Origin of the sequence: Myceligenerans pegani (assembly GCF_014892515.1) — a bacterium.
Taxonomy (GTDB): domain Bacteria; phylum Actinomycetota; class Actinomycetes; order Actinomycetales; family Cellulomonadaceae; genus Myceligenerans; species Myceligenerans pegani.
Genome location: NZ_JADBGR010000107.1, coordinates 31,785 through 53,000 on the forward strand (window position 1 = coordinate 31,785; position 21,216 = coordinate 53,000).

21 protein-coding genes are annotated in these 21,216 nt (G+C 73.6%); 8 read left to right on the top strand and 13 right to left on the bottom strand.

Annotated features, from left to right (window positions below; all coding sequences use genetic code 11):
- Nucleotides 1-5: 5 nt before the first annotated feature.
- From IIE03_RS20915 to IIE03_RS20935, 5 genes are all read right to left on the bottom strand, one after another.
- Nucleotides 6-2,183, bottom strand: coding sequence for a HelD family protein (locus IIE03_RS20915; RefSeq protein WP_318843107.1), 2,178 nt, complete (start codon nucleotides 2,181-2,183; stop codon nucleotides 6-8).
- A gap of 130 nt (nucleotides 2,184-2,313) precedes the next feature.
- Complete coding sequence (locus tag IIE03_RS20920) at nucleotides 2,314-3,177, bottom strand: formate/nitrite transporter family protein (protein ID WP_192864711.1); 864 nt, start codon at nucleotides 3,175-3,177, stop codon at nucleotides 2,314-2,316.
- 157 nt (nucleotides 3,178-3,334) lie between these two features.
- Nucleotides 3,335-4,594, bottom strand: coding sequence for an RNA polymerase sigma factor (locus tag IIE03_RS20925; protein WP_192864712.1), 1,260 nt, complete (start codon nucleotides 4,592-4,594; stop codon nucleotides 3,335-3,337).
- Nucleotides 4,591-4,977, bottom strand: coding sequence for a YciI family protein (locus IIE03_RS20930; protein ID WP_192864713.1), 387 nt, complete (start codon nucleotides 4,975-4,977; stop codon nucleotides 4,591-4,593). Before IIE03_RS20930 ends, IIE03_RS20925 begins: the two co-directional genes overlap by 4 nt.
- A 73-nt stretch (nucleotides 4,978-5,050) precedes the next feature.
- A complete protein-coding gene (locus IIE03_RS20935) occupies nucleotides 5,051-5,398 on the bottom strand; it encodes a winged helix-turn-helix transcriptional regulator (RefSeq protein ID WP_192864714.1) in 348 nt (115 codons plus the stop codon).
- A 141-nt stretch (nucleotides 5,399-5,539) separates the two neighbouring features.
- On the opposite strand from IIE03_RS20935, the gene IIE03_RS20940 reads away from it, so the two are divergent.
- From IIE03_RS20940 to IIE03_RS20975, 8 genes are all read left to right on the top strand, one after another.
- Complete coding sequence (locus IIE03_RS20940; RefSeq protein ID WP_192864715.1) at nucleotides 5,540-6,325, top strand: NAD(P)H-dependent oxidoreductase; 786 nt, start codon at nucleotides 5,540-5,542, stop codon at nucleotides 6,323-6,325.
- 181 nt (nucleotides 6,326-6,506) lie between these two features.
- Nucleotides 6,507-7,376, top strand: a complete 870-nt coding sequence (locus IIE03_RS20945) for an alpha/beta fold hydrolase (RefSeq protein WP_192864716.1) — start codon at nucleotides 6,507-6,509, stop codon at nucleotides 7,374-7,376.
- On the top strand, nucleotides 7,369-7,989 hold the full coding sequence (locus IIE03_RS20950) for a TetR/AcrR family transcriptional regulator (protein ID WP_192864717.1): 621 nt from the start codon (nucleotides 7,369-7,371) through the stop codon (nucleotides 7,987-7,989). The genes IIE03_RS20945 and IIE03_RS20950 overlap by 8 nt, the downstream gene beginning before the upstream one ends.
- Nucleotides 7,986-8,654 carry a hypothetical protein gene (locus tag IIE03_RS20955; protein WP_192864718.1) on the top strand — a complete coding sequence of 223 codons (669 nt, stop codon included), beginning with the start codon at nucleotides 7,986-7,988 and terminating at the stop codon, nucleotides 8,652-8,654. Before IIE03_RS20950 ends, IIE03_RS20955 begins: the two co-directional genes overlap by 4 nt.
- Before the next feature lie 10 nt (nucleotides 8,655-8,664).
- Nucleotides 8,665-9,117 carry an anthrone oxygenase family protein gene (locus IIE03_RS20960; protein WP_192864719.1) on the top strand — a complete coding sequence of 151 codons (453 nt, stop codon included), beginning with the start codon at nucleotides 8,665-8,667 and terminating at the stop codon, nucleotides 9,115-9,117.
- A gap of 161 nt (nucleotides 9,118-9,278) precedes the next feature.
- Entirely contained in the window at nucleotides 9,279-10,985 is a 1,707-nt protein-coding gene (locus IIE03_RS20965) for an FAD-dependent oxidoreductase (RefSeq protein ID WP_192864720.1), read from the top strand.
- A 75-nt stretch (nucleotides 10,986-11,060) separates the two neighbouring features.
- Nucleotides 11,061-11,414: an ArsR/SmtB family transcription factor gene (locus IIE03_RS20970; RefSeq protein WP_318843108.1), complete on the top strand. Its 354-nt coding sequence runs from the start codon at nucleotides 11,061-11,063 to the stop codon at nucleotides 11,412-11,414.
- Between the two features lie 58 nt (nucleotides 11,415-11,472).
- The gene (locus tag IIE03_RS20975; protein ID WP_318843109.1) at nucleotides 11,473-12,435 is read left to right on the top strand and encodes an arsenate-mycothiol transferase ArsC; all 963 of its coding nucleotides are present in this window, start codon (nucleotides 11,473-11,475) and stop codon (nucleotides 12,433-12,435) included.
- 11 nt (nucleotides 12,436-12,446) lie between these two features.
- Here IIE03_RS20975 and IIE03_RS20980 read toward each other — a convergent pair whose 3' ends face one another.
- The 8 genes from IIE03_RS20980 to IIE03_RS21015 form a co-directional block, all read right to left on the bottom strand.
- On the bottom strand, nucleotides 12,447-13,214 hold the full coding sequence (locus tag IIE03_RS20980) for a winged helix-turn-helix domain-containing protein (RefSeq protein ID WP_192864721.1): 768 nt from the start codon (nucleotides 13,212-13,214) through the stop codon (nucleotides 12,447-12,449).
- An 11-nt stretch (nucleotides 13,215-13,225) separates the two neighbouring features.
- Nucleotides 13,226-14,023 (bottom strand): phosphate ABC transporter ATP-binding protein PstB, encoded by a 798-nt coding sequence (gene pstB, locus IIE03_RS20985; protein WP_225998159.1) that lies wholly within the window; start codon nucleotides 14,021-14,023, stop codon nucleotides 13,226-13,228.
- A 91-nt stretch (nucleotides 14,024-14,114) separates the two neighbouring features.
- Entirely contained in the window at nucleotides 14,115-15,038 is a 924-nt protein-coding gene (pstA, locus tag IIE03_RS20990) for a phosphate ABC transporter permease PstA (RefSeq protein ID WP_192864723.1), read from the bottom strand.
- Nucleotides 15,035-15,991 carry a phosphate ABC transporter permease subunit PstC gene (gene pstC, locus IIE03_RS20995; RefSeq protein ID WP_192864724.1) on the bottom strand — a complete coding sequence of 319 codons (957 nt, stop codon included), beginning with the start codon at nucleotides 15,989-15,991 and terminating at the stop codon, nucleotides 15,035-15,037. The genes pstA and pstC overlap by 4 nt, the downstream gene beginning before the upstream one ends.
- 76 nt (nucleotides 15,992-16,067) lie before the next feature.
- Nucleotides 16,068-17,039, bottom strand: a complete 972-nt coding sequence (locus IIE03_RS21000; protein ID WP_318843110.1) for a PstS family phosphate ABC transporter substrate-binding protein — start codon at nucleotides 17,037-17,039, stop codon at nucleotides 16,068-16,070.
- Between the two features lie 196 nt (nucleotides 17,040-17,235).
- Nucleotides 17,236-18,093 carry an SDR family oxidoreductase gene (locus IIE03_RS21005; RefSeq protein WP_456299264.1) on the bottom strand — a complete coding sequence of 286 codons (858 nt, stop codon included), beginning with the start codon at nucleotides 18,091-18,093 and terminating at the stop codon, nucleotides 17,236-17,238.
- Nucleotides 18,094-18,144: 51 nt separating this feature from the next.
- The gene (locus IIE03_RS21010) at nucleotides 18,145-18,390 is read right to left on the bottom strand and encodes a hypothetical protein (protein WP_192864726.1); all 246 of its coding nucleotides are present in this window, start codon (nucleotides 18,388-18,390) and stop codon (nucleotides 18,145-18,147) included.
- A 29-nt stretch (nucleotides 18,391-18,419) separates the two neighbouring features.
- Complete coding sequence (locus tag IIE03_RS21015; protein ID WP_192864727.1) at nucleotides 18,420-21,200, bottom strand: hypothetical protein; 2,781 nt, start codon at nucleotides 21,198-21,200, stop codon at nucleotides 18,420-18,422.
- Nucleotides 21,201-21,216 lie beyond the last annotated feature (16 nt).

Consider the following 21,216-nt stretch of genomic DNA (forward strand, 5'->3'; position numbering starts at 1 on the left):
GCCGGTCAGTCCCCGGTGCCGAGCTCCGGCGGCAGCGTGCCGTCGTGGCGGACCACCAGGGAAGTCACCGCGCGGGTGAGGCAGACGTAGAGGCGACGCAGGCCGGTGGTACGGTCCGGCTCGCCCGCCACGATGCCGGCCGGGTCGGCGACGACGACGTGGTCGAACTCGAGCCCCTTGGCCAGGGACGCCGGGACGAGATCGACGTGCGCGTCGAACTCGGTGCGGTCGTCCGCCGCACCGCCGGGCCCCGCTGGCGGCACGTCGTCGTCCGCGGGCTCCTCGCCGACGACGGCGAATGCCAGCCCCGCCCCGGTCAGGTCGCCGCGGGCGGCGGCGAGACCGCCGTCGGGCACGATCACGCCGACCGAGCCCTCCGCACCGGCGAGCCCGGCGACGATCGGACCGAGTTCCTCCGTCGTCAGCGTGAGTCGGCCGCGGGAGCGGCGCACGGCGACCGGCGGGGCGAGGTCCGGCGCGACGTGGGGCAGGAGGCGCGCCGCGAAGTCGATGACGTCGCCGGGCACCCGGAACCCGGCGGTGAGCTCCTCGACGTGCCCGTCCGGCCTGCCGAGGTGCTCCAGCGCCTCGGTCCAGGACGTGCTCGCCCAGGGCGTGGTGGCCTGCGCGAGGTCGCCCAGCACCGTGAGCGAGCCGGTGCGGGCGCGCCGGCCCAGCGCGCGCAGCATCATCGCGGACAGGTCCTGGGCCTCGTCGGCGACGATGTGCGCCAGCGGGGTGGTGCGGTCGAGCAGGTCGGCGATCTCGTCGAGCAGGACGAGGTCCGCGAGCGTCCAGCGGGCGGCGCCCGGCGTGCGGGGTGGGCGATCCCACAGCAGGGCCTCGCGCTCGGCGGCAGTCAGGTCGTCGCCGGCCGCCGCGGCGAGGAAGTCCGCGTCGGACAGCAGGCGGTGCAGCAGCTTGGCGGGCGTCACCACCGGCCACAGCTCCGCCACGTAATTCCGCACCGCGGGCGTGCGGGCGATCCGGTCCCACGCCGTCTCGTCCAGCGCGTCGCCGGAGGCCTCGATCTGCAGCAGGATGCGGTGCGCGAGCGTGTGCCGGAGCTGCTCGCGGCCGGCGTCGTACCGCGGGTCGCGCCCGACCACCTGCACCATCGCCTCCCGCGCCGCGTGCGCGGCCACCCGCCAGCGGCGCGAGCCGCGCGGCAGGACCAGCGGCTCGGACGGCTCCACGAGGTGCGACCACAGGGCCCGGCGCAGCACGCCCGCCATCCGCGCGTCGCCCTTCAGCGTCGCGACCGCGGCGGGCTCGTCGCCGCGCAGCCGACCGTGACCGGCGACGAGCTCGGGGACGGTCGTCTGGGTCGCGTCGATCTCGCCGAGCGCGGGCAGGACGTCGCGGATGTACCGCAGGAAGGACCGGTTCGGCCCGACGACGAGCATCCCCCGCCGCGTGACCTGCTCCCGGTGCGCGTACAGCAGATAGGCCGCGCGGTGCAGCCCGACCGCCGTCTTCCCCGTCCCGGGCGCCCCCTGCACGACGACGGTCCGGTCCAGCCCGGCACGCACGATGACGTCCTGCTCGGGCTGGATCGTGGCCACGATGTCGCGCATCGGGCCGGTGCGGGGGCGCTCGATCTCGGCCTCGAGGATGGTGCTGTGGGCGGGGGCGTCGGCGTCGGGGCTCGTGATGCCGGGCGGGGCGGACTCGCCGGGCGGCGTCGCGGTCGGCATGGTGATCGCCTCGTCCTCGTAGCCGGTCAGGACGCCGCGAGCGAAGCCGTAGCGACGGCGCGCCGCGAGTCCCATGGGCTCGGCCCGGCTCGCCCGGTAGAACGGCACGCTGACGGGCGCGCGCCAGTCCACGACCATCGGGTCCCCCGCCGGGTCGGACACATGACGGCGCCCGACGTGGAACGTCTCGCCCCCGGAGGCGGCCGTGTGGTCGATGCGGCCGAAGAACAGCGGCACCTCGGGGTCGTCGGCGAGCTGGGCGAGCCGGCGGGCCAGCGTCGCCTCCAGCACCTCGGCCCCGAACCGGTCGCCGGCCATCCCCGGGCCGAGGCGGGCGGTGCGCTCGCGCATGAGGGCGAGATTCACCCGGGCGTCCGCGAGGAACGCGCGCTCCCGCTCCAGTTCCGCGCGCCCCGGCTCGCGCGGATCCGGCCCGCGGCCTGCGCCGTGCGTATGCTCCACCTTCTCCGAGACGGCGCCGGACACGGGAGACCTCCACAAGGACGACGAGGGGGAAACCGCCCGAGCCTAACGGCACGACCGTCCCGCCGCCCAGCGAATAACCCCATTCCCCCTCCCGCGCGCCCGGCCGATCCGGCGCGGCCTTGGCCCACGATCAGTGGACGAGCTCCTTCTCCCGGTCCGAGTCCGACGACGCGGCGGCCGCCGGCGGCGCCGCCGCGGCCCCGGCCCGCCTGCCGTGTGCCAGGTACAACGTGAGGCCCACGAACGTGAAGCCGCCCACGAGGTTGCCCACGACCGTCGGGATCTCGTTCCACAGCAGGTAGTCGGCCACGGTGAAGTCGCCGCCGAGCAGGAGCCCGGACGGGAACAGGAACATGTTCACGATCGAGTGCTCGAAGCCCATGTAGAAGAACAGCATGATGGGCATCCACATCGTGATGGCCTTGCCCATGACGCTCTTGCTGATCATCGCGGCGGCCACGCCGGTGGAGACCATCCAGTTGCACAGCACGCCCCGCACGAACAGGGTGAGCATCCCGGCGGCGCCGTGGTCGGCGTAGCCGACGGTGCGCCCCTCGCCGATGGTGCCGATCGCCTGCCCGACGGCGTCCGGCTCGGTCGAGAAGCCGTACGTGAAGTAGATCGCCATCAGCACGGCGACCAGGAACGCCCCGGCGAAGTTCCCGACGAACACCAGGCCCCAGTTGCGCAGCATCGCCGGCCAGGTCACCCCGGGCTCCCGGTTCAGCCACGCGAGCGGGACCAGCGTGAACACGCCGGTGAGCAGGTCGAAGCCCATCAGGTAGAGCAGGATGAACCCGATCGGGAACAGGATCGCACCCGCGAGCGGGTTCTCGGTGCGGACGGAGACGGTGACGGCGAACGCGGCCGCGAGCGCCAGGATCGCGCCGCCCATGAAGGCGCGCACGAGGGTCTCGCGGGTGGTCAGGAAGACCTTGGAACGGCCGGCGTCGATCATGGCGGTGACGAGGTCGGCTGGTTTGACGTAGGGCACGGTGCCTCCCGGGAGGGTCGGGCCCGCTGGAGCGGGCCGGGATTCGGGCCTGCCCCGTAGGGTCCCGCCGGGCGGTTTCCCCCGGCATCCGACGACGTAACCTCTGCGACACGGAGATCTCACACCCCGGCCGGGCCGGAGGTGAGAAGCGGCCGGGTCACGCGGTCGCGGCGCGGCGGGCCTCCAGGAACGTGCGGGTCGGCGGGTCCGTCGTGAGGGCGACGGCCTTGTCGTAAGCCGCCGCGGCGGCGGGGTCGCCCGCCGCCGCGAGCAGGTGGGCGCGCACGGCCCACCAGGGCTGGAACCGGTCCGCGGCCCGGTCCCCCGCCGCAATCGCGACCAGCTCGGCAAGGCCGGCCGCGGGGCCGTCGACGCGGCCCCGCACGGCCGCGCGCGCGACGCGGCTGCCGAGGGTCGGCGCCACCGCGACCAGGGCGCGGTGCAGGGTGTACAGGGCAGGCCAGTCGGTGACGCCGGTGCGGGCGCGGGCGCAGTGGGCGGACTGGATCGCGGCCTCGAGCCGGAACCTGCCGGGCGGCTCGTCGGTGGCGAGCGCGCGGCGCAGCAGTGCCTCCCCGCGGGCGATCAGCGCCCGGTCCCACAGCGCCGGGTCCTGGTCCTCGAGGGGAACCAGCACGCCGTCGTGCACCCTGGCCGCGGACCGCGCGACCGAGAAGCACAGCAGGGCGGCCAGCCCGAGCGGTTCGGGCTCGGGCAGGAGGTCCGCGAGGAGCAGGGCGAGCACGAGGGCCTCGCCGGTGAGCGAGTCGCGCACCTCGGGTGCGGCGCCGCGCCAGTCGATCGCGTACGCGCCGTAGACGGCCTCCAGCACGGGCGGGAGGCGGTCGGGGGTCTCCTCGCGGTCGGGGACGCGGAACGGGATGCGCGCGTCGCGGATGCGTCGCTTGGCCCGTACGAGGCGCTGCGCCATGGTGGGGGCGGGCACGGCGAACGCCCGCGCGATGTCGCGGGCCTCGACTCCGAGCACGGTCTGGAGCATGAGCGGGGTGCGGATCCCGGCCTCCACGGCCGGGTGCGCGCAGACGAACATCAGCTCGAGGCGCCGGTCGCCGATCTCTCCCGGGTCGGGTTCCTCGGGGCCGACGGCCGGCTCGGCGGCGGAGGGTGTGTCGTCGCCGGCACCGCCGTCGGGCAGCGGTGCGTCCTTGAAGGACGCCGCCTTGTACAGGTCGCGCAGCCGGTTGCGGGCCACGGTCAGGAGCCAGGCGTCCGGGTTGCGCGGGACGCCGTCGTCGGCCCACGTGGCGAGGGCACGCTCGAACGCGTCGGCGAGGGCGTCCTCGGCGCGGGAGATGTCGCCGTCGCGCGCCGCGAGCAGCGCGAGCAGGCGGCCGTACGAGGCGCGGGCCGCCGTGTCGGCAGCGGCCCGCGCCTCGTCGGCGGAGGGGGACGTCACCCCTGGCCTCCCGCGGTGGTCCAGGCTCCGTCCGCGAAGTGCGTCGCCGAGGGCCGCACCTCCACGGTGCCCCACTGGACCGAGGGCGCCTTGGCCGCCCAGGCGATCGCCGCGTCCAGGTCCGGCACGTCGATCACGAACGTGCCGCCGAGCTGCTCCTTCGTGTCGGCGAAGGGGCCGTCCTGGACGCGCAGCTCGCCGTCGCGCACCGTCACGGTGGTGGTGGCCGACGACGGCTGCAGCACCTCGGCGGACAGCAGCACGCCCGCGCCGTCGAGCGCCTTGGCGTACGCGTCGAAGGCCGCCTGGCCCTCGCTCCAGCCCTCGGCGCCGATGTCCTCGGGCGTCATCTCCGCGTAGTGCAACAGGATGGTGTAGCGCATGATGTCGTTCCTTCCGATGTCGTGCGACTGCGTGGACACCGTGGTGACGATCGAGCGACACCCCGATCGACAGCTACGACGAGGAAGCCGCCGCGAGGCGGTCCGCGTAGGCCTCGCCCCAGGTGTTCAGGCTCTCGACCAGGCCGGCGAGGGACTCGCCCAGCGGGGTGAGGGAGTACTCCACCCGCGGCGGCACCTCCGGGTACACCTCGCGGTGCACGACGCCGTCGGCCTCCAGGTCGCGCAGCTGGCGGGTCAGGACGCGGGGCGTCACCGGGCCGACCGCGCGGTTCAGGGCGTTGAACCGCAGCGGGCCGCCGAGCAGGTGCTTGACCACGGTCATCTTCCACGACCCGCCGACGACGGCGATCGCCACCTCCACCGGGCACGCCTCCGCGGCGCGGCGGACAGGTTCCCGCATGGCCCGCTCCCCTCCTTGACCCTCTGACCTCCACGCTATCCATTCCGTCACTACTGGACGGCAATGTGCGTACTTGCCACCACCGTAGCGCGGCGCGACGCTGGACGCACCCGACCGGCCACCACGTGAAGGAGACTCGCCGTGCGCATCCTCTGGGTCCTCGCCCATCCCGACCCCGCCTCGCTCAACGGGCAGCTGCGGGACGCCGTCGTGCCGCGGCTGCGTGAGCTCGGGCACGACGTCGTCGAGTCGGACCTGTACCGGATGGGGTTCGATCCCGTGCTGAGCGCCGCGGACCTGCTCGGCGATCCGCCCGAGCCGGGCACGCCGGTCTCGGACTGGCAGCGCACCGGTCACGAGGAGGGACGCCTGGCGCCCGACATCCGCGCCGAGCAGGCCAAGATCCGGGCCGCCGAGCTCATCGTGCTGCAGTTCCCGCTGTGGTGGTACGGCTTCCCGGCGATCCTCAAGGGCTGGATCGACCGCACGCTGGTCAACGGCTTCGCCTTCGGCGTCGTGGACCCCGCCAGCGGGCACGTGCGCAAGTACGGCGACGGCGGCCTGGCCGGCCGGCGCGGGCTCGCGGTCGTCAGCGCGGGCGACCGGACCGGGGCGCTGGGTCCCCGCGGCATCAGCGGCCACATCGACGACGTGCTCTGGCCACTGCTGCACGGCACGTTCCACTACACCGGCACCGCGCCGCTGCCCGCCCACCTCCTCAGCAGCGTGCACCACTGGCCCGGCGGGCAGTTCGAGCGAGAGGTGGAGCGGCTGGTGGAGCGCGTCCACGGGGCGGACACCGAGGGGCCGATCCCCTACCGCACCCTCGCGGGCGGCGACTACGGCCCGGACTACGCGCTCCGCCCCGACATCGCCCCGGGCGTGACGGGCAACGCGGCCCACCTGCTCGACCCGTCGCGCGTATAGGCCCGACGCCGCATGGTCGGTCCGATGTCGCATGGTCGGCCGCTCGGGGGACCGACCTCACGACATCGGGCCGACCCTGCGACAAGCCGCCGACCACGTCGGCGGCAACCCTTGCGCAGCGACGGAACGGATCGCGAGTACCCCTTGCGCCATCCTGGCTAATGCGCGTAGCTTTACAGCTATGGACACGAGCGTAAGTTTCCTCCGGCGCCCTGAGGGCGCCGTCGCCTACACCGACTCCGGCACCGGGCCCCTCGTCGTGGCCGTCCCCGGCATGGGCGACCTCCGCTCCGCCTACGACGACGTCGTCCCCGCGCTCATCGGCGCCGGGTACCGGGTCGTCGTCGCCGACCTGCGTGGTCACGGCGACTCCGACACCACGTTCCGCACCCACGGCGACGACGCGACCGGCGACGACCTCCTCGCCCTGGTCGAGCACCTCGGCGCCGGACCCGCCGTGCTGCTCGGCAACTCCATGGGAGCCTCGGCCGCCGTGTGGGCCGCCGCCGAGCGACCCGACCTCGTGCGCGGCCTGGTCCTGATCAGCCCGTTCCTCCGCGAGACCGTCGGACCCGCCACGCAGCGGCTGCTGCGGACGCTCTACCGTGTGCTCTTCGCCGGGCCGTGGGGGGCGGCGGCCTGGGCGTCCTACTACTCGTCGATCTCGAAGGGGCGCCGCTCGCCGCGGCACGCCGAGCACGTCGCGGCCGTGCGCGCGGCCATGCGCGAGCCCGGGCACCTGCGGTCGTTCCGGCACCTGGCGGTGGCCCTGGACCACTCGGTCGTCGAGGCGCGCCTGGACGAGGTCGTCGCCCCGGCGCTCGTCGTCGTCGGCGAGCTCGACCCCGACTACCCCGACCCCGCGGCCGAGCTCGACCGGATGACGGCCGCGCTCGGCGCGGACGGACTGCTCGTCCCCGAGGCCGGGCACTACCCGCAGCACCAGGCCCCCGACGTCGTCGCGCCCGCCGTGCTGCGGTTCCTCGCGCGGCTCGCCGACACTCCCGAACAGCCCGAACGGTCCGCGCGGAACGGCGGGCACGGTGCCTAGGGCCGGCCTCTCGCACAACGCCGTGGTCCGACTCGCGTGCGAGGTCGTCGACGCGGGCGGCCCGCGCGGGTTCACCGACCTCACCCTGGCGAAGGTCGCCGCCGAGGCCGGCGTCGCGCCGCCCAGCCTCTACAAGCACGTGGGATCCCTCGCGGCCCTGCGGCGCGAGGTCGCCGTGATCGCCGTCCGGGAGCTCACCGCGGCCGGGACGGCGGCGACCGTCGGCCGCGCGGGAGCCGACGCGCTCCGCGCACTCGCGCACGCCTGGCGCCGCTACGCCGTCGAACATCCCGGCCGGTACGCCGCCACCCAGATCGGCGCCGACCCCGACGACCCCGCCGACGCCCGGTTGAACGAGGCCGGCGCGGAGAGCGTCCAGGTCGTCGCCGCCGTGCTCCAGGGCTTCGGCCTGCCCGAGGAGCGCCTCATCGACGCGATCCGCGCGGCCCGCTCCAGCGTGCACGGCTTCGTGACGCTGGAGCTCGGCGGCGGGTTCCGGATGCGCCACGACGTCGACCAGAGCTTCGACACGCTCGTCACCATGCTCGTCGCGGGCATCGAGGCCCTCGCCCGGAACGACCACGAGTCCTCACCCCCAAGGAGTCCCCGATGACCGCCTCCCGCTGGACCCAGGCCGCCTTCCTCGCGGCCGGCCTCGCCTTCCTCTTGTTCCCCGTCCTGCGTCCCTGGCCCGACGAGACCACCGCCACCGCCGAGCTCGCGGCCGCCTTCGCCGCCGACCGCTGGGTCGTCTCCCACCTGAGCGGGATCCTCGGGCTCGGACTCCTGGCGCCCGCGTTCCTCGGCCTGCGCGGCGTCCTCGCGGGGGCCGCCGGCACCGCCGCGACCACGTGGGCGCTCGTGACCGCGTGGATCGGCGCCGGGCTCTCGTCGCTCTACTTCGGCGCCGAGATCTTCGGCATCCGGACCATCGCCGAAGCGGCCCTCCCGTCCGCCGAGTTCGGCCCCATGCTGGCCGACGTCGAGACGCTGCGCATGCAGCCCATGGCCGTGGCCGTCTTCGGCGCGGGCCTGCTGCTGCTCGCCGCGGCCGGGATCCTCGCCGCCGTCGCGCTCGTCCGCGCGGGTGCCGGGGGCCGCACCTGGCCGCGGTGGGCCGGCCTCCCGCTCGCGCTCGGCCTGCTGCTCCTCCTCCCCCAGTTCTACGGCGGTCCGGAGATCCGGATCGCGCACGGCGTCCTCGTCGCGGCGGGCTGCGTCCTGCTCGCCGCGGCGGTCCGCCCCCTGACCATTGCGGCGGACGACGCACGCCAATAGCGTGACGCCCATGTACACGGTGCTCACCGTCGCGTCCGTGACCCTGCTCGGGATGTCGGCCGGGGTCTTCTACGCCTTCTCGTCGTTCGTCATGAGCGGCCTCGACCGGGCCGGGGACCAGGCCGCGGGCGAGTCGATGACCGGGATCAACGACACCGCCGTCCGCCCCGCGTTCATGAGTCTGTTCTTCGGGGCGCTCGTCGTGGCCGCGGTCACCGCCGTCTACGGCCTCGTCATCGACGACGGCGGAGCGGGCTGGGTCCTCGCCGCGGCCGCGGTCTACCTGGTGGGCGCATTCGGTGTCACCGCCGTGCGCAACGTGCCGATGAACAACCGGCTCCTGGCCGCCACCGACAAGGCCGCGGCCTGGCACGACTACTACCGCCCCTGGACCGCCTGGAACCACGTGCGGACGATCGCCTCGGGCGCCGCGACGGTCCTGGCCGCGATCGGGCTGCCCTGAACCCGTGCCTGAATCCCTGGCCGAGGACGGGCCGGCCGCGGCGGCACACGGACCGCCCGGCATGCTGTTGCGTTCTGCATCGACGACTGTCAATATAGAGCCATGTCGATGCAGCATGCCTCCCGGCGGCAGTACGTCTCCCGGCGACGGAGGTCCTGGCGATGACGGAGAACCCCGTGCACGAGGAGCGGGCGCTCCGGATCGTCGTCGTCGGCTCGGTCGCGGCCGGGACGTCGGCGGCCGCCAAGGCCCGCCGCAACACCGAGTCGGCCCGCATCACGGTGTACGAGCGCGATCACGACATCTCCTACTCGGGCTGCGGCCTGCCGTACTTCGTGGGCGGGGAGGTCGAGAGCGTCGACCGGCTCACGCCGCGGGACCCCGCCTGGTTCGCGGCGCGGTACGGCGTCGAGGTGCGCACCGGGCACGAGGTCGTCGCGGTCGACGCCGCGGCCCGCACGGTGACGGTACGGGAGCCGACCACGGGCCGCACCTTCGAGGACGACTACGACGAGCTCGTGCTCGCCACGGGCGTGCGCCCCGTCGTCCCGCCGATCGACGGCATCGACGCACCCGGCGTCTTCCCCGTGCGCACGCCGTCGGACGCGCGGGCGATCGACGCCTGGATCACCGAAAGGGGCGCGCGCCGGGCCCTGGTCGTCGGCGCCGGGTACATCGGCCTCGAGATGACCGAGCAGCTCACCTCCCGCGGCCTGGAGGTCACCGTGGTCGAGACGGCCGAGCACGCGATGCCCCGGATGGACCCGGACATGTCGGCCCGCGTGGACGCCGAGCTGCGCCGGCACGGCGTCGACCTGCGGCTGTCCACGACGGTGGCCGGCGTCCGCGCCGACGACGACGGCGTCACCGGCGCCGACCTCCAGGGGCGCGACGGCACCGCCGACCAGGTGGCCGCCGACCTGGTGATCGCCTCGGTGGGCGTGCGCCCGAACACGGAGCTGGCGCGCCAGGCCGGGGCCGAGCTCGGCCCCACGGGCGCGATCGCCGTCGACCGGCGCCAGCGCACCAGCGTGGAGCACGTCTGGGCGGTCGGGGACGTCGCGGAGTCCTTCCACGTGGTCACGGGAGACCCCGTCTGGGTGCCGCTGGGCTCCACGGCGAACAAGACCGGCCGGATCGCCGGCGACGCGATGACCGGAGGCACGCTGGAACATCGCGGCATCCTCGGCACGTCGGTGGTCCGGGTGTTCGACCTCGGCGTCGCGCAGACCGGCCTGACCGAGCAGCAGGCCGGTGCCGCCGGGTACGACGTCGAGGTGCTGCACAACATCAAGCCCGACCGTCCCGAGTACCTCGGCGGGCGGCCGCTCGTGATCAAGGCGGTCGCCGACCGCGCCTCGGGCCGGCTCCTGGGCGCGCAGGCGATCGGGGCGTCCGGGGCGGACAAGCGGATCGACATCCTGGCCACGGCCATCACGTTCGGCGCCGATGTCGCCGACCTGTTCCACCTCGACCTGGCCTACTCCCCCACCTACGCCACCACCAAGGACCCGGTGCACTACACCGGGATGGCCCTCACGAACGCCATCCACGGCCAGGCGCCGCTGATCACGCCCGCCGAACTCGACCGGCGCCGCCACGACGGGGAGCAGATCCAGGTCGTGGACGTGCGCTCCGCCAAGGACCGCGCCAGGTCGGCCGTCCCCGACTCCGTGCACATCCCGCTGGCCGAGCTCCGCACCCGCGCCGCCGAGCTCGACCCGGCCCTGCCCACCGTCACCTACTGCAACAAGGGCGTCACCGGGAACGCCGGCCAGAACGTGCTCCGCAACCTCGGCTTCACCGACGTCGCCAACCTCTCCGGCGGCAACCAGAACTACCAGGCCCACGCCGCGCTACGTCCCTGACCCCACGGCCGGCGCGCACCCCGCCCGAGCCGGACGACGGATAGATCATCATGGATCGCACGATATTCTCCACGGGTGAGCAACCACGCCGCCCGGGCCGCGTCGTCCGGCGCGAAACCGGACCGCGGCGTCCAGCCGGCCCTCCGCTCCGCCCTGAGCCGGGAGCAGGCCGAGGGCACCGCGGCGCTCCTCCGCGTGGTCTCGGACCCGACACGGCTGCAGCTCCTCTCGCTCATCCACCACAGCGAGGAGGGACGCGCCCGGGTCGCCGACCTGACCCGGGCCCTGGGGCTGCGCCAGCCCACCGTGTCCCACCATCTCAAGGTGATGAACGAGGCCGGCATCCTCTCCCGCGACCCGGTGGGACGCGAGGTCTGGTACGCCATCGTGCCGGCTCGCCTCGACGCCATCGCGGACCTGCTGCGCTGACCGCGGCGCACCCGAGGCCGGGCGGTTCCCCGATCGTGCTCACGACCAAGGAGGGCGTGTGACCGACCTCGACCTGCTCGCCGCGCAGACCGCGGTGATGGCCGAACCCGACCGGCTGCGCCTGCTCGCGCTCGCGCTCACCGACCCGTCCGGGCAGCCCACCGCGGCGCAGCTCGCCGGACCGGGCGGTCCCGTGGGCGACGTCGTCCACCATCTCGAAGTGATGGCCGACGTCTGGCTGCTGGTCCGGGTCGGCGACCCGGACGCCCCCGGCTACCGCCCCACCCCCGACGCGATCGTGCGTTTCGGCGGTGCCGCGATCGGCACCCCGCCGCGCGGCGCCGCCGTCCCGGCCACGGACCCGGGCGACCACCAGCCCCTGCTCGACCGGATCGTCGACGAGCTCACCGATCGGTTCGCCGACGTGTTCGGCCGGGAGACCGTGGCGCGGTTCGTCACCGAGAGCTACGCGCTCCTGGCCTCCCGGGCCTCGGTGCAGCGGTTCCTGCCCGCGCTCACGGCCCGGTTCACCGCCGACCGCCTGACGGCGCTCGCCACCCCGTTGGGCGACGGCGCGCCCCGGGACGGCCGGCTGCTCTCGTCCGTCTTCGCCGCGCAGGTCAACGTGCTGTTCGTGTGCTCCCAGAACGCCGGGCGATCGCAGATCGCGGGCGCCGTCCTGCGCTCCCTGGCCGGCGACAGGGTGCTCGTCCGCACGGCCGGCACCGCATCGTCCGGCCCGCTGGACCCGGGCGTCCGGGCGGAGCTCGACCGGCGCGGCCTGGGCGGGCTCGCCGAGCTGCCCCGGCCCCTGACGGACGAGGTGGTGCGCGCGTCGGGCGTGGTGGTCACGATGGGCTGCGGAGACGCCTGCCCGGTGCTGCCCGGACGGCGCTATCTCGACTGGCCGCTCGACGATCCCGCCGGACGCTCACCCGCCGAGGTGCGCCGGATCGCCGACGACATCACGGAGCGCGTCCGTACGCTGCTGGACGAGCTCTCGGCGTCGGAAATCACATAGACTGCCATCTATCATTCTGAGGACGGTTCGACCGCGGCGGCGATCACGTCCGAGTCCAGCCGGTACCCCACGCCGCGCACGGTGTGCACGGCACCGTCGATCCCGTAGCGCTCGAGCTTGCGGCGCAGCCGGGAGACCGCGGCGACCAGGACGGCCTCCGGGTCGGACGAGCCGGGCGCCAGCCGGCGCCGGAGGCTCTCGTGCGGCACCACGTGGTCGGTCCGGACGGCGAGCCCGTGCAGCAGGGCGAACTCGAGCGCGCTCAGGTCCAGACCGTGCCCGTGCAGATGCACGTCCAGGGTCGAGGCGTCCAGCCGCAGCGGGCCCACGTGCACCACCGGCGGGGGCGGCGGCACGGGCCGGACCTCGTGGAGCGCCGCCACCACCGCGTCTGCCGCGTAGGGCCGGGTGAGCAGCGGCCGCGCCCCCGCGAGGACCGCCGGCCCGATCGCGTCCGTCTCCCCGGGGCCATGGGCGACGACGACGGGGATGTCGAGCTCTTCCCGGGCCGCGCCGACGACCATCACCAGCAGTTCCGTGCCGAGCCCGGCGGACAGCACGAGCATGTCCACGTCGCCTGCACCCAGGCGCGCGAGGGCCCGCAGCACGTCCGTGTAGACGTGCAGGGCCACGTCGCGCTCCCGGAGCCGTGCCGTGAGCGCCGGCTCGCCGTCCATGCCGGGGTCGACCAGCACGACGGTGCCCTCGTCGAACCCGCGCCGCTCCTGGAGGCGGCGGGGCACGACGCCGGGCCCGCGTTCCGGCACGATGGCGACCATGGGGCTCCCCGTCAGCCGAACCGGCCCGAGATGTAGTCCTCCGTGCGCCGGTCGGCCGGGCTCTCGAAGATCTTCGTGGTCAGGTCGTACTCGACCAGGGCGCCCGTCCGGTCACCGGTCTCGCTCTTCTGCTGCACGCTGAAGAAGGCCGTGCGGTCCGAGACGCGCGCCGCCTGCTGCATGTTGTGCGTCACGATGATGATCGTGTAGTTGTTGCGCAGCTCGGCCATCAGTTCCTCGATCTTCAGCGTGGCGATCGGGTCGAGGGCCGAGCACGGCTCATCCATGAGGACGACGTCGGGCATGGTGGCGATGGCTCGCGCGATGCACAGGCGCTGCTGCTGCCCGCCGGACAGGCCGTTGGCGTTCTGCTTGAGCTTGTCCTTGACCTCGTCCCAGAGCGCCGCGCCGGTCAGCGCGCTCTCCACGAGGTCGTCCATGTTCTCGACCTTCATGCCCGTGACCCTCGGACCGTAGGCGACGTTGTCGTAGATCGACTTGGGGAACGGGTTCGGCTTCTGGAACACCATGCCGATCCGGCGGCGCACCTCGATCGGGTCGACCCGCTCGCCGTAGATGTCCAGGCCGTGGTAGCTCACCGTGCCCGCCACCCGGGCGGTGGGAATCAGGTCGTTCATCCGGTTGAGGCACCGCAGCACCGTCGACTTGCCGCACCCGGACGGGCCGATCAGCGCGGTGATCTCGTTCTTGCCGAACGACAGGTCGACGTCGGTCACGGCGTGGAAGTCGCCGTAGTAGACGTTGAGCTTGTCGGTGACGAACACGGGATCCCGCGGTAGCGCTGCCATGGCGTCGTCCCGGGTGGTGTGGTGCGTCTCGGGCACCGGGCTGTGGCGTTCGGTCAGGTCAGGCATGGGAAACCTCTTTCTGGGGCCCGGCTCACGATTCGCGCGAGAATCGCGCCCGGAGCCAGATGGCGACGGAGTTCATCAGGAGCAGCAGCACGACCAGCACGAGGCAGCCCGCGGCGGCGAGCACGCGGAACTCCTCCTGCGGGCGGACGACCCACTGGAAGATCTGGACGGGGATGGCCGTGTAGCGGCCCTCGAGCGGCCCCTCCGGGAGGAACTGGACGAAGGTCGTCGCCCCGACCAGGAGCAGCGGGGCGGTCTCGCCGATCGCCCGGGACATCGACAGGATGGTGCCGGTGAGGATCCCGGGCACCGCTCCGGGGATCACCTGGCGCCACACGGTCTGCCACTTGCTCGCGCCCAGCGCCATGGACGCCTGCCGCAGGGTGCTGGGGACGGCCCGGATCGCCTCGCGCGAGGCGATGATCACCGTCGGCAGCACCAGCATCGTCAGGGTGAGCGAGCCCGCGAACGCGACGGGCCCGAGCGCGAGGGGAGCACGCACGATGAAGGCGAGCCCGAGGATGCCGAACACGATCGACGGCACGGCGGCGAGGTTCTGGATGAACACCTCGATGGCCCGGTTCCACCACCGCTCGGTGTCGGCGTACTCCTCCAGGTACAGGGCCGCGCTCACGCCCAGGGGGACCACGGTGACGAGGACGCCGAGCATGATCCAGATCGTGCCCACGATGGCGGGCAGGAAGCCGGCCGTGGTCAGGTCGATGCTGGACGGCATCTGGGTGAACAGGTTCAGGTCCAGCCGGGGCCACCCGCGCCACGTGACGTACGCCAGCAGCGTCGCCAGCATGAGGACGCCCAGCACGATGCACAGCAGCAGGACCGCCCGGAACAGTTCGCCCGCGACGTCGACCCCGCGCTTCTCCAGGCGGAGCGAGCTGTCGCGCACCGCCTGGACCGCGGTCCGGGTGCGTACTGACTGGTGGCTCATTCGTAGACCTCTCGGAACTTGCGGACCAGGGCGATGCTGATCAGGTTGACGACCAGGGTGACCACGAACAGCAGGGCGCCCACGGCGAAGATCGAGTAGTACGTCGTCGTGCCGTAGGCGATCTCCCCGGTGGACGTGCGCCCGATGAAGGCCGTCATCGTGAACACGGGGTCGTTGGGCAGGATCGACAGGTTCGCCATGGCCCCGGCCGCCAGGAGCACGACGATGGTCTCGCCGATGGCGCGGGACAGCCCCAGCACGAAGGAGGCGACGATGCCCGACAGCGCCCCGGGGACCACGACGCGGGTCGCGACCTGCATCCGGGTGCTGCCCAGGCCGTAGGCCGCCTCGCGCAGCCCGCGCGGGATGGCGGCCATCGCGTCCTGCGACACCGAGGCCACCGTGGGGATGATCATGATGCCGAGCACCACGCCTGCCGCCAGGATGAACTGGGTGCCCGGCTCCTCGCCGAGCTGCCCGGGCAGCCAGGTCCACCAGTTGTCCTTCATCAGCGGGGCGACGAAGGCCACGGCGAAGAAGCCGTAGACGACGGTGGGGATCCCCTCCAGGATCTCCAGCAGCGGCTTGAGCACCTGGCGCACCCGAAAGCTCGCGTACTCGTTCATGTAGATCGCGGCGCCCAGCCCGGCGGGCAGGGCGATGATGCACGAGTAGAGCACCGCCGCGCCGGTACCGGCCAGGAGACGCAGCACGCCGAACTCGGGGTCGGCCTGGGTGGGTGTCCACCGCGCCGTGGAGAAGAACTCGGTGACCGAGACGAACCTGAAGAACTCGGCCGCCGGCTCGAGGAGCGCGACGACGATCGCGATGGTGATCAGGACGGCCGCGAGCGCGGCCAGGAACAGCCACGCGACGATCGCCTTCTCACCGACGCGCCTGCTCTGCGGCTCGAGCGACAGTCCGGCAGGGCTGTCGGCCGTTGACGAGGCCATATCGGATGGTTCCTGCCTTTCTGGGGCGGGCACGGCCCGAGGCGTACCCGTTCGCGGGGTACGCCTCGGGCGCGTGTCACATGGTCAGCTCGGCCAGGGCGTCGGTGGCGACCTGCTCCTGCTCCGGGTTCAGCGGGATGAACCCGGCCGTCTGCGCGATCTCCGCCTGGTTCTCGATGTAGAACTCGACGAAGGCGACGACCTCGGGCTTCTCGAGCCCGGCGTCCGAGGGGTAGATGTAGAGCTGGCGGCCCAGCGGGTTGTAGGAGCCGTCCATGACGGTCTCCTCGGACGGGGCCACGCACTCGCCGGCCTCGTTCTCGATCTCGACGGCCCGGATGGTGTCGCCGGCCTCGTTGACGAACGAGAGCGGGATGTAGCCCGTGGCGCCGGCGTCGCCGGCCACGCCCTGGACCGCGGCGTTGTCGTCCTCGCCGATGTCGTTGTAGTCGGGCGTGATGGCGCCCTCCTCGCCGTTGATCGCCTCGGTGAAGTAACCGAAGGTGCCGGAGTCGGTGCCCGGGCCGTAGAGCGTGATCTCCTCGTCGGGGAAGCCGTCGCGCACGTCGGCCCAGTTGGTGACCGGCTCGTCCGGGCGCCACATCGACGAGACCTCGTCCACGGTGAGGCATTCGGCCCAGTCGTTCTCGGGGTTGACCGCCACGGCAAGGCCGTCGTTGGCGACGCCCAGCTCGGCGTAGGAGACGCCGGCCGCCTCGCAGGCCGCCGACTCCTCTTCCGAGATCACGCGGGAGGCCTCGGAGATGTCGGTCTCCTGGTTGCAGAACTTCTCGAACCCGCCGCCGGTGCCGGACACCGCGACGGAAACCTGGACGCCGGGGTGCTCCGCCATGAAGAGCTCGGCCGCGACCTCGGTCAGGGGGGCGACGGTCGACGAGCCGTCGATGACGACCGAGCCGGACAGCTCCTCGCCACCCTCGGTTGCTTCGCCGCCGGGGGTCTCGGTGCCGCCGCTGCACGCGGCGAGGGGGAGCATGAGGCCCGCGGCACCCGCGAGGGCCGCGGCGCGCTTGGGGAACTTGAACACGTGAGTGATCCCGTCTGCTGGGAGGCGGGAGGGGTCTCCCACCTGTGTGTCTGTCGGACACTATTGATAGAACGCGATCTATGTGAACCTAGGATGAACTGCCGCCCAAGGAGCCATAACCAATCGATCACAATCTATGACTCTGCTCGCCGGGCGTCGTCACCCGGCACCCGGCACCCGGCACCCGGATGCGTCGTCAGCTCCCGCGGAGCAGGTCCGCCAGGCTCAGCGGCGGCGTGCCGGTGAGGCGTTCGACGTCGTCGGTCACGACGTCCAGCTCGCCCGCCGCGATCGCCGTGTACGTCGACACCCACGCCTCGACCTGCCAGTCCGGCGCGCCGTACGGCTCGCGCGAGCGGTACGCCTGCTCGAGGGTCTCGTCCTCGTACGTCGTCGTGCGACCCGTCGCCTGCGCGATGACGCGGGCGATCTCGCTCAGCGTGAGCGCCTCGGGCCCGGTGAGCTCGTAGGTGCGCCCCTCGTGCGCCGCGGCGTCCCTCAGCACGACCGCGGCGGCGCGGGCGACGTCGGCCCGCGCCACGGCACCCACGCGGCCGTCGCCGGCCGGGCCCCGGATCACGCCCTCCTGACCCGCGAACAACGGGAAGACGTCGAGGTAGAACGAGTTCCGCAGGAACGTCCACGCCATGCCCGACTCGCGCAGGTGCTGCTCGGTGGCCCAGTGGGTGCGGGCCAGGGTGAACGTGGCGTCCGCGGCGGCGCCGAGGAACGACGTGTAGACGACGTGCCGCACGCCCGCCGCCGCCGCGGCGTCGACGAACGTCCGGTGCTCGTCGAGCCGGTCCGCGCTCTCCGCCGCCGACACCATGAACAGCACGTCGATCCCGCGCAGGGCCGCCGTCGCCGCCCCGCGGTCACCGAAGGACGCCTCCGCGACGTCGCGGGCGCCCTCCGGCGCCCGCTCGGCGTCGCGCACCACGAGGCGGATCGGGAGCCCCGAGTCGCGCAGGTGCTCGAAGACGGCTCCGCCGACGTGGCCGGTCGCGCCGGTGATCGCGAGGTTCGGGTGCTCGTTCGTGGCCATGCCCCTCATCCCACCGGCCCGAACCGCGCTGCGCAACCGGCCGCGCAACGCTCCACTGCTTTACCGACCGGGCCGCCAGGCTGGTACCGCGTAGTCGTCCAAGCTGGTGACCCGCGCGATCGAGATCGGTTCGCGCCATCCCGGTTCGGTTGAGCGTTCGACGATGAGGGCGATCCGTCCGTCCGCACCAGACGGGATCGCGCACAGCTCGCTCGATTCCAGTGCGATGACGTCGACAGGCGTTTCCACACCGTCCACGACCAGGCTGGCGCGGCGTGAGGCGGCGTCGCGGCGGCGGGCGTTCACCTCGAACCGCGACCCGCGCCATAGGACGATCACCCCGCGTCGCGGTCCAGCACCGCCTGCGCGGCCGCCAGGGCGCCGGCGATGTCGAGTTCGAGCTCGGCGCCGCCCCAGCGGACCGTGGCCGACGGCCGGCCGAACGCCAGGGTGACCGCCGGGTTGTCGAGGTGGGGCTCCGTCTCGGGCCGGCCGTCGGCGAAGCCCTGCGGCACGCCGTCGACGAGGAACGGGCCGTCGAAGCTCAGTTCGAGGCCGGGCGCGTCGTCGCGGGACCAGCGCACGCCGGGGTCCCGCTCCCCCTCGGGACACCAGTCGAGCTCGCTCGCCACCAGTCCTCGCATCCAGCCGGCGAAGTCCCCCGCCACGGCGCGCCGCCCGATCGTGGCGACCCAGGCGCTGCCACCCCCTCGCGCGCTCCCCCGCGGCCGCCATTCCTGACGCGCCGTGTCACCCGCCGTCACGGCGCGCAGGCCGCCCGGCGTCGCGACCGCCACGTAGCCGTCGCCGATCCGGCCGCACAACCAGTCGCCGTCCGCCACGATCTCGTCGAACTGCGCCGACGGGAACCAGAGGTGGGTGGACGCGGCGGGATCGCTCGGGGTGAAGCGCTGCACGTGGACCACCGCGTCGCGGTGCTGGTGCACCCGGCCGAGCACGCGGTGTCCCGCCCAGCCGTTGGGCCGGGCGGCGGATCCCGTGTCCGCGTTCGCCGGATGGGTGACGAACACCTGCGCCTCGCGCCCGAGCGTGGCTCCCCAGAGATGCTCCTGCAGGCCGGGCAGCCCGCTGCGGTAGTCCTGGACGCTCGACAGCATCGCGTCCGGCGTGCGGAACACGCGCACGTCCGACCGGTAGGGGCGCTCCAGCAGATCACGCTCGAACGCCAGGTGCCCGCGGTACACCTGGCGCCCCTCCCACTCGTCCGGCAGGCTGCGCGCGAGCTCGCGCACCACGTCCGGGATCTCGTACCGCTCCGCGAGCGCGAGGGCCGTGACCGGCAGGACGGCGTCGTTCAGCGTGCCGAGGCCGCCGATCAGGCGCAGCAGCGGCGAGGTCTCCTCGTACCGGCTGCTGCGCAGGGTGTGCACGTAGGAGCGGCCGTGCGCCGTGCCGTGCACGCCGCGCCACGAGTTGCTCGTCAGGGTCACGAGCACCTTGTCGAGCAGGGTGCGCGCCGCGCGGCGGAGATCGTCGTCCGACCCCAGCTCGATCAGCGCGACGAGCGCGTAGGTGTCGATGGCGAGGTACGCGTTCGAGTCGAACTCGCTGAACCCGCCCTCCAGCTTGCGAGTGATCCAGGCGGCCGCGCGCGCCCGCGCCTCGGTGGCGTGCTCGGCGCCGGTGCGGCCGTCGACGGCGAACGTCTCATCGGGATACGTCTCCCCCGCCAGCGCCTCCGCGACGTGCCACACGAGCTGGTGGTTCTCGGTGAAGTAGCACATGGCGTCCAGCCCGGGCTGGGTGATCCAGTACTTCATGCCGGTCAGCTCGCGCCGCACCGCGTCGCGCAGCCCGGGCGCCCACGATCCGGCGGGGATCCGGTGCCACGCGAGCAGCAGCGCGACGGCCTCGAAGTCGGCGCAGTCGCCGCGGGTGACCACGCGGCGGCGGGCGGAGGCGAGGTCGCCCGCCGTCACCCGCGTGGCGGGATTCGTCGCGTGGCGCGCGAGCACGCCGGCCACGCCCGGCTCGCGCACGCCGGCGTCGTCGCGCACGAGGTGGGACATCACCTCGGCACGCCACTGCCCGGCGTCGCCCTCGCTGGTGACGCGGCTGTCGCGGGGCAGCCGGGCGACGCGCAGGCGCACGGTCTGGGGGCAGCGCTCGTCGGCGACGCCGACCTCGACCATCGACTCCCCCGTGCTCAGCATCGAGGCGCCCGCGGACCGCGCGACGTCGCCGCCCTCGTCCTCCTCCTCGGCCGCGCCGGCGAGCGAGTACGTGGCGCGGCCCGCGCCGTCGGTCGTCACGTGCTGCCACGCCCCGTCGCCGACGCGCACGCGCAGGGCGACCCCGGGCGGGGCCTCGAGCACGGCCGACTCGCCCTCCTGCGCCCAGCTCGCCGACGCGACGCGGGTGAGCACCGTCTCCGCGAGCCGGGCCGCGGTCTCGTCCGCGCCCGCGGACGGGATGACGACGCGCACCGGCAGGCCGGCGACGCGCAGCCGTGCGATGTGCCGCACCTCGCGGAACGCGACCTGCGCGGTCGCCAGGTGGATCGTCGTCGTGCGCGAGTGCAGCCGGACGCGCACCTCGTGCGCCTCGGGCTCCATGTACGACACGGTGTCGCCCCGCAGCACGGGCTCGCCGTCGACCCAGAGCACGAACGGTCCCGTGCTGTGCACGACGAGCGTGCGCCACTCGGCCTGGTCGACCTCCAGCACGGTCGCGGTGATCGACGCGCGGTACTCGGGCGTGAAGCAGAAGGCCGACCAGTCGACGTAGCCGTCCCAGCCCGTGCGGATCCGGCGCCAGTGCCCGTCGAGCCGCGTTCCGAGCGCCTCCAGCCCGACCGTCCCGCCCTCGGCGATCTCCGGCAGCGCCTGCGCCGCGTCGAGGGGGCGCGCCGCCAGGAGCCGCTCCTTGAACGGGCCGACGTCGGGTCCGTTGGTCAGGACCCAGCGCCCGTGGCCGGACGACGGCAGGCCGTCGGACGCGCGCGCGTCCCGCCACGGCGGCCCGTCGAGCGGGAGGAAGTCCCCCAGGTCCTCGCACGGGAGCGCCCACGGCGGCGAGGCGAGCCAGTCGCGCACGGTGCCGTCGGCGTCGGTCAGGTGGACGGTGCGCCCGGTCGGCGCCGTCGGCTCGGTCATGACTCCTCGCAGTTCC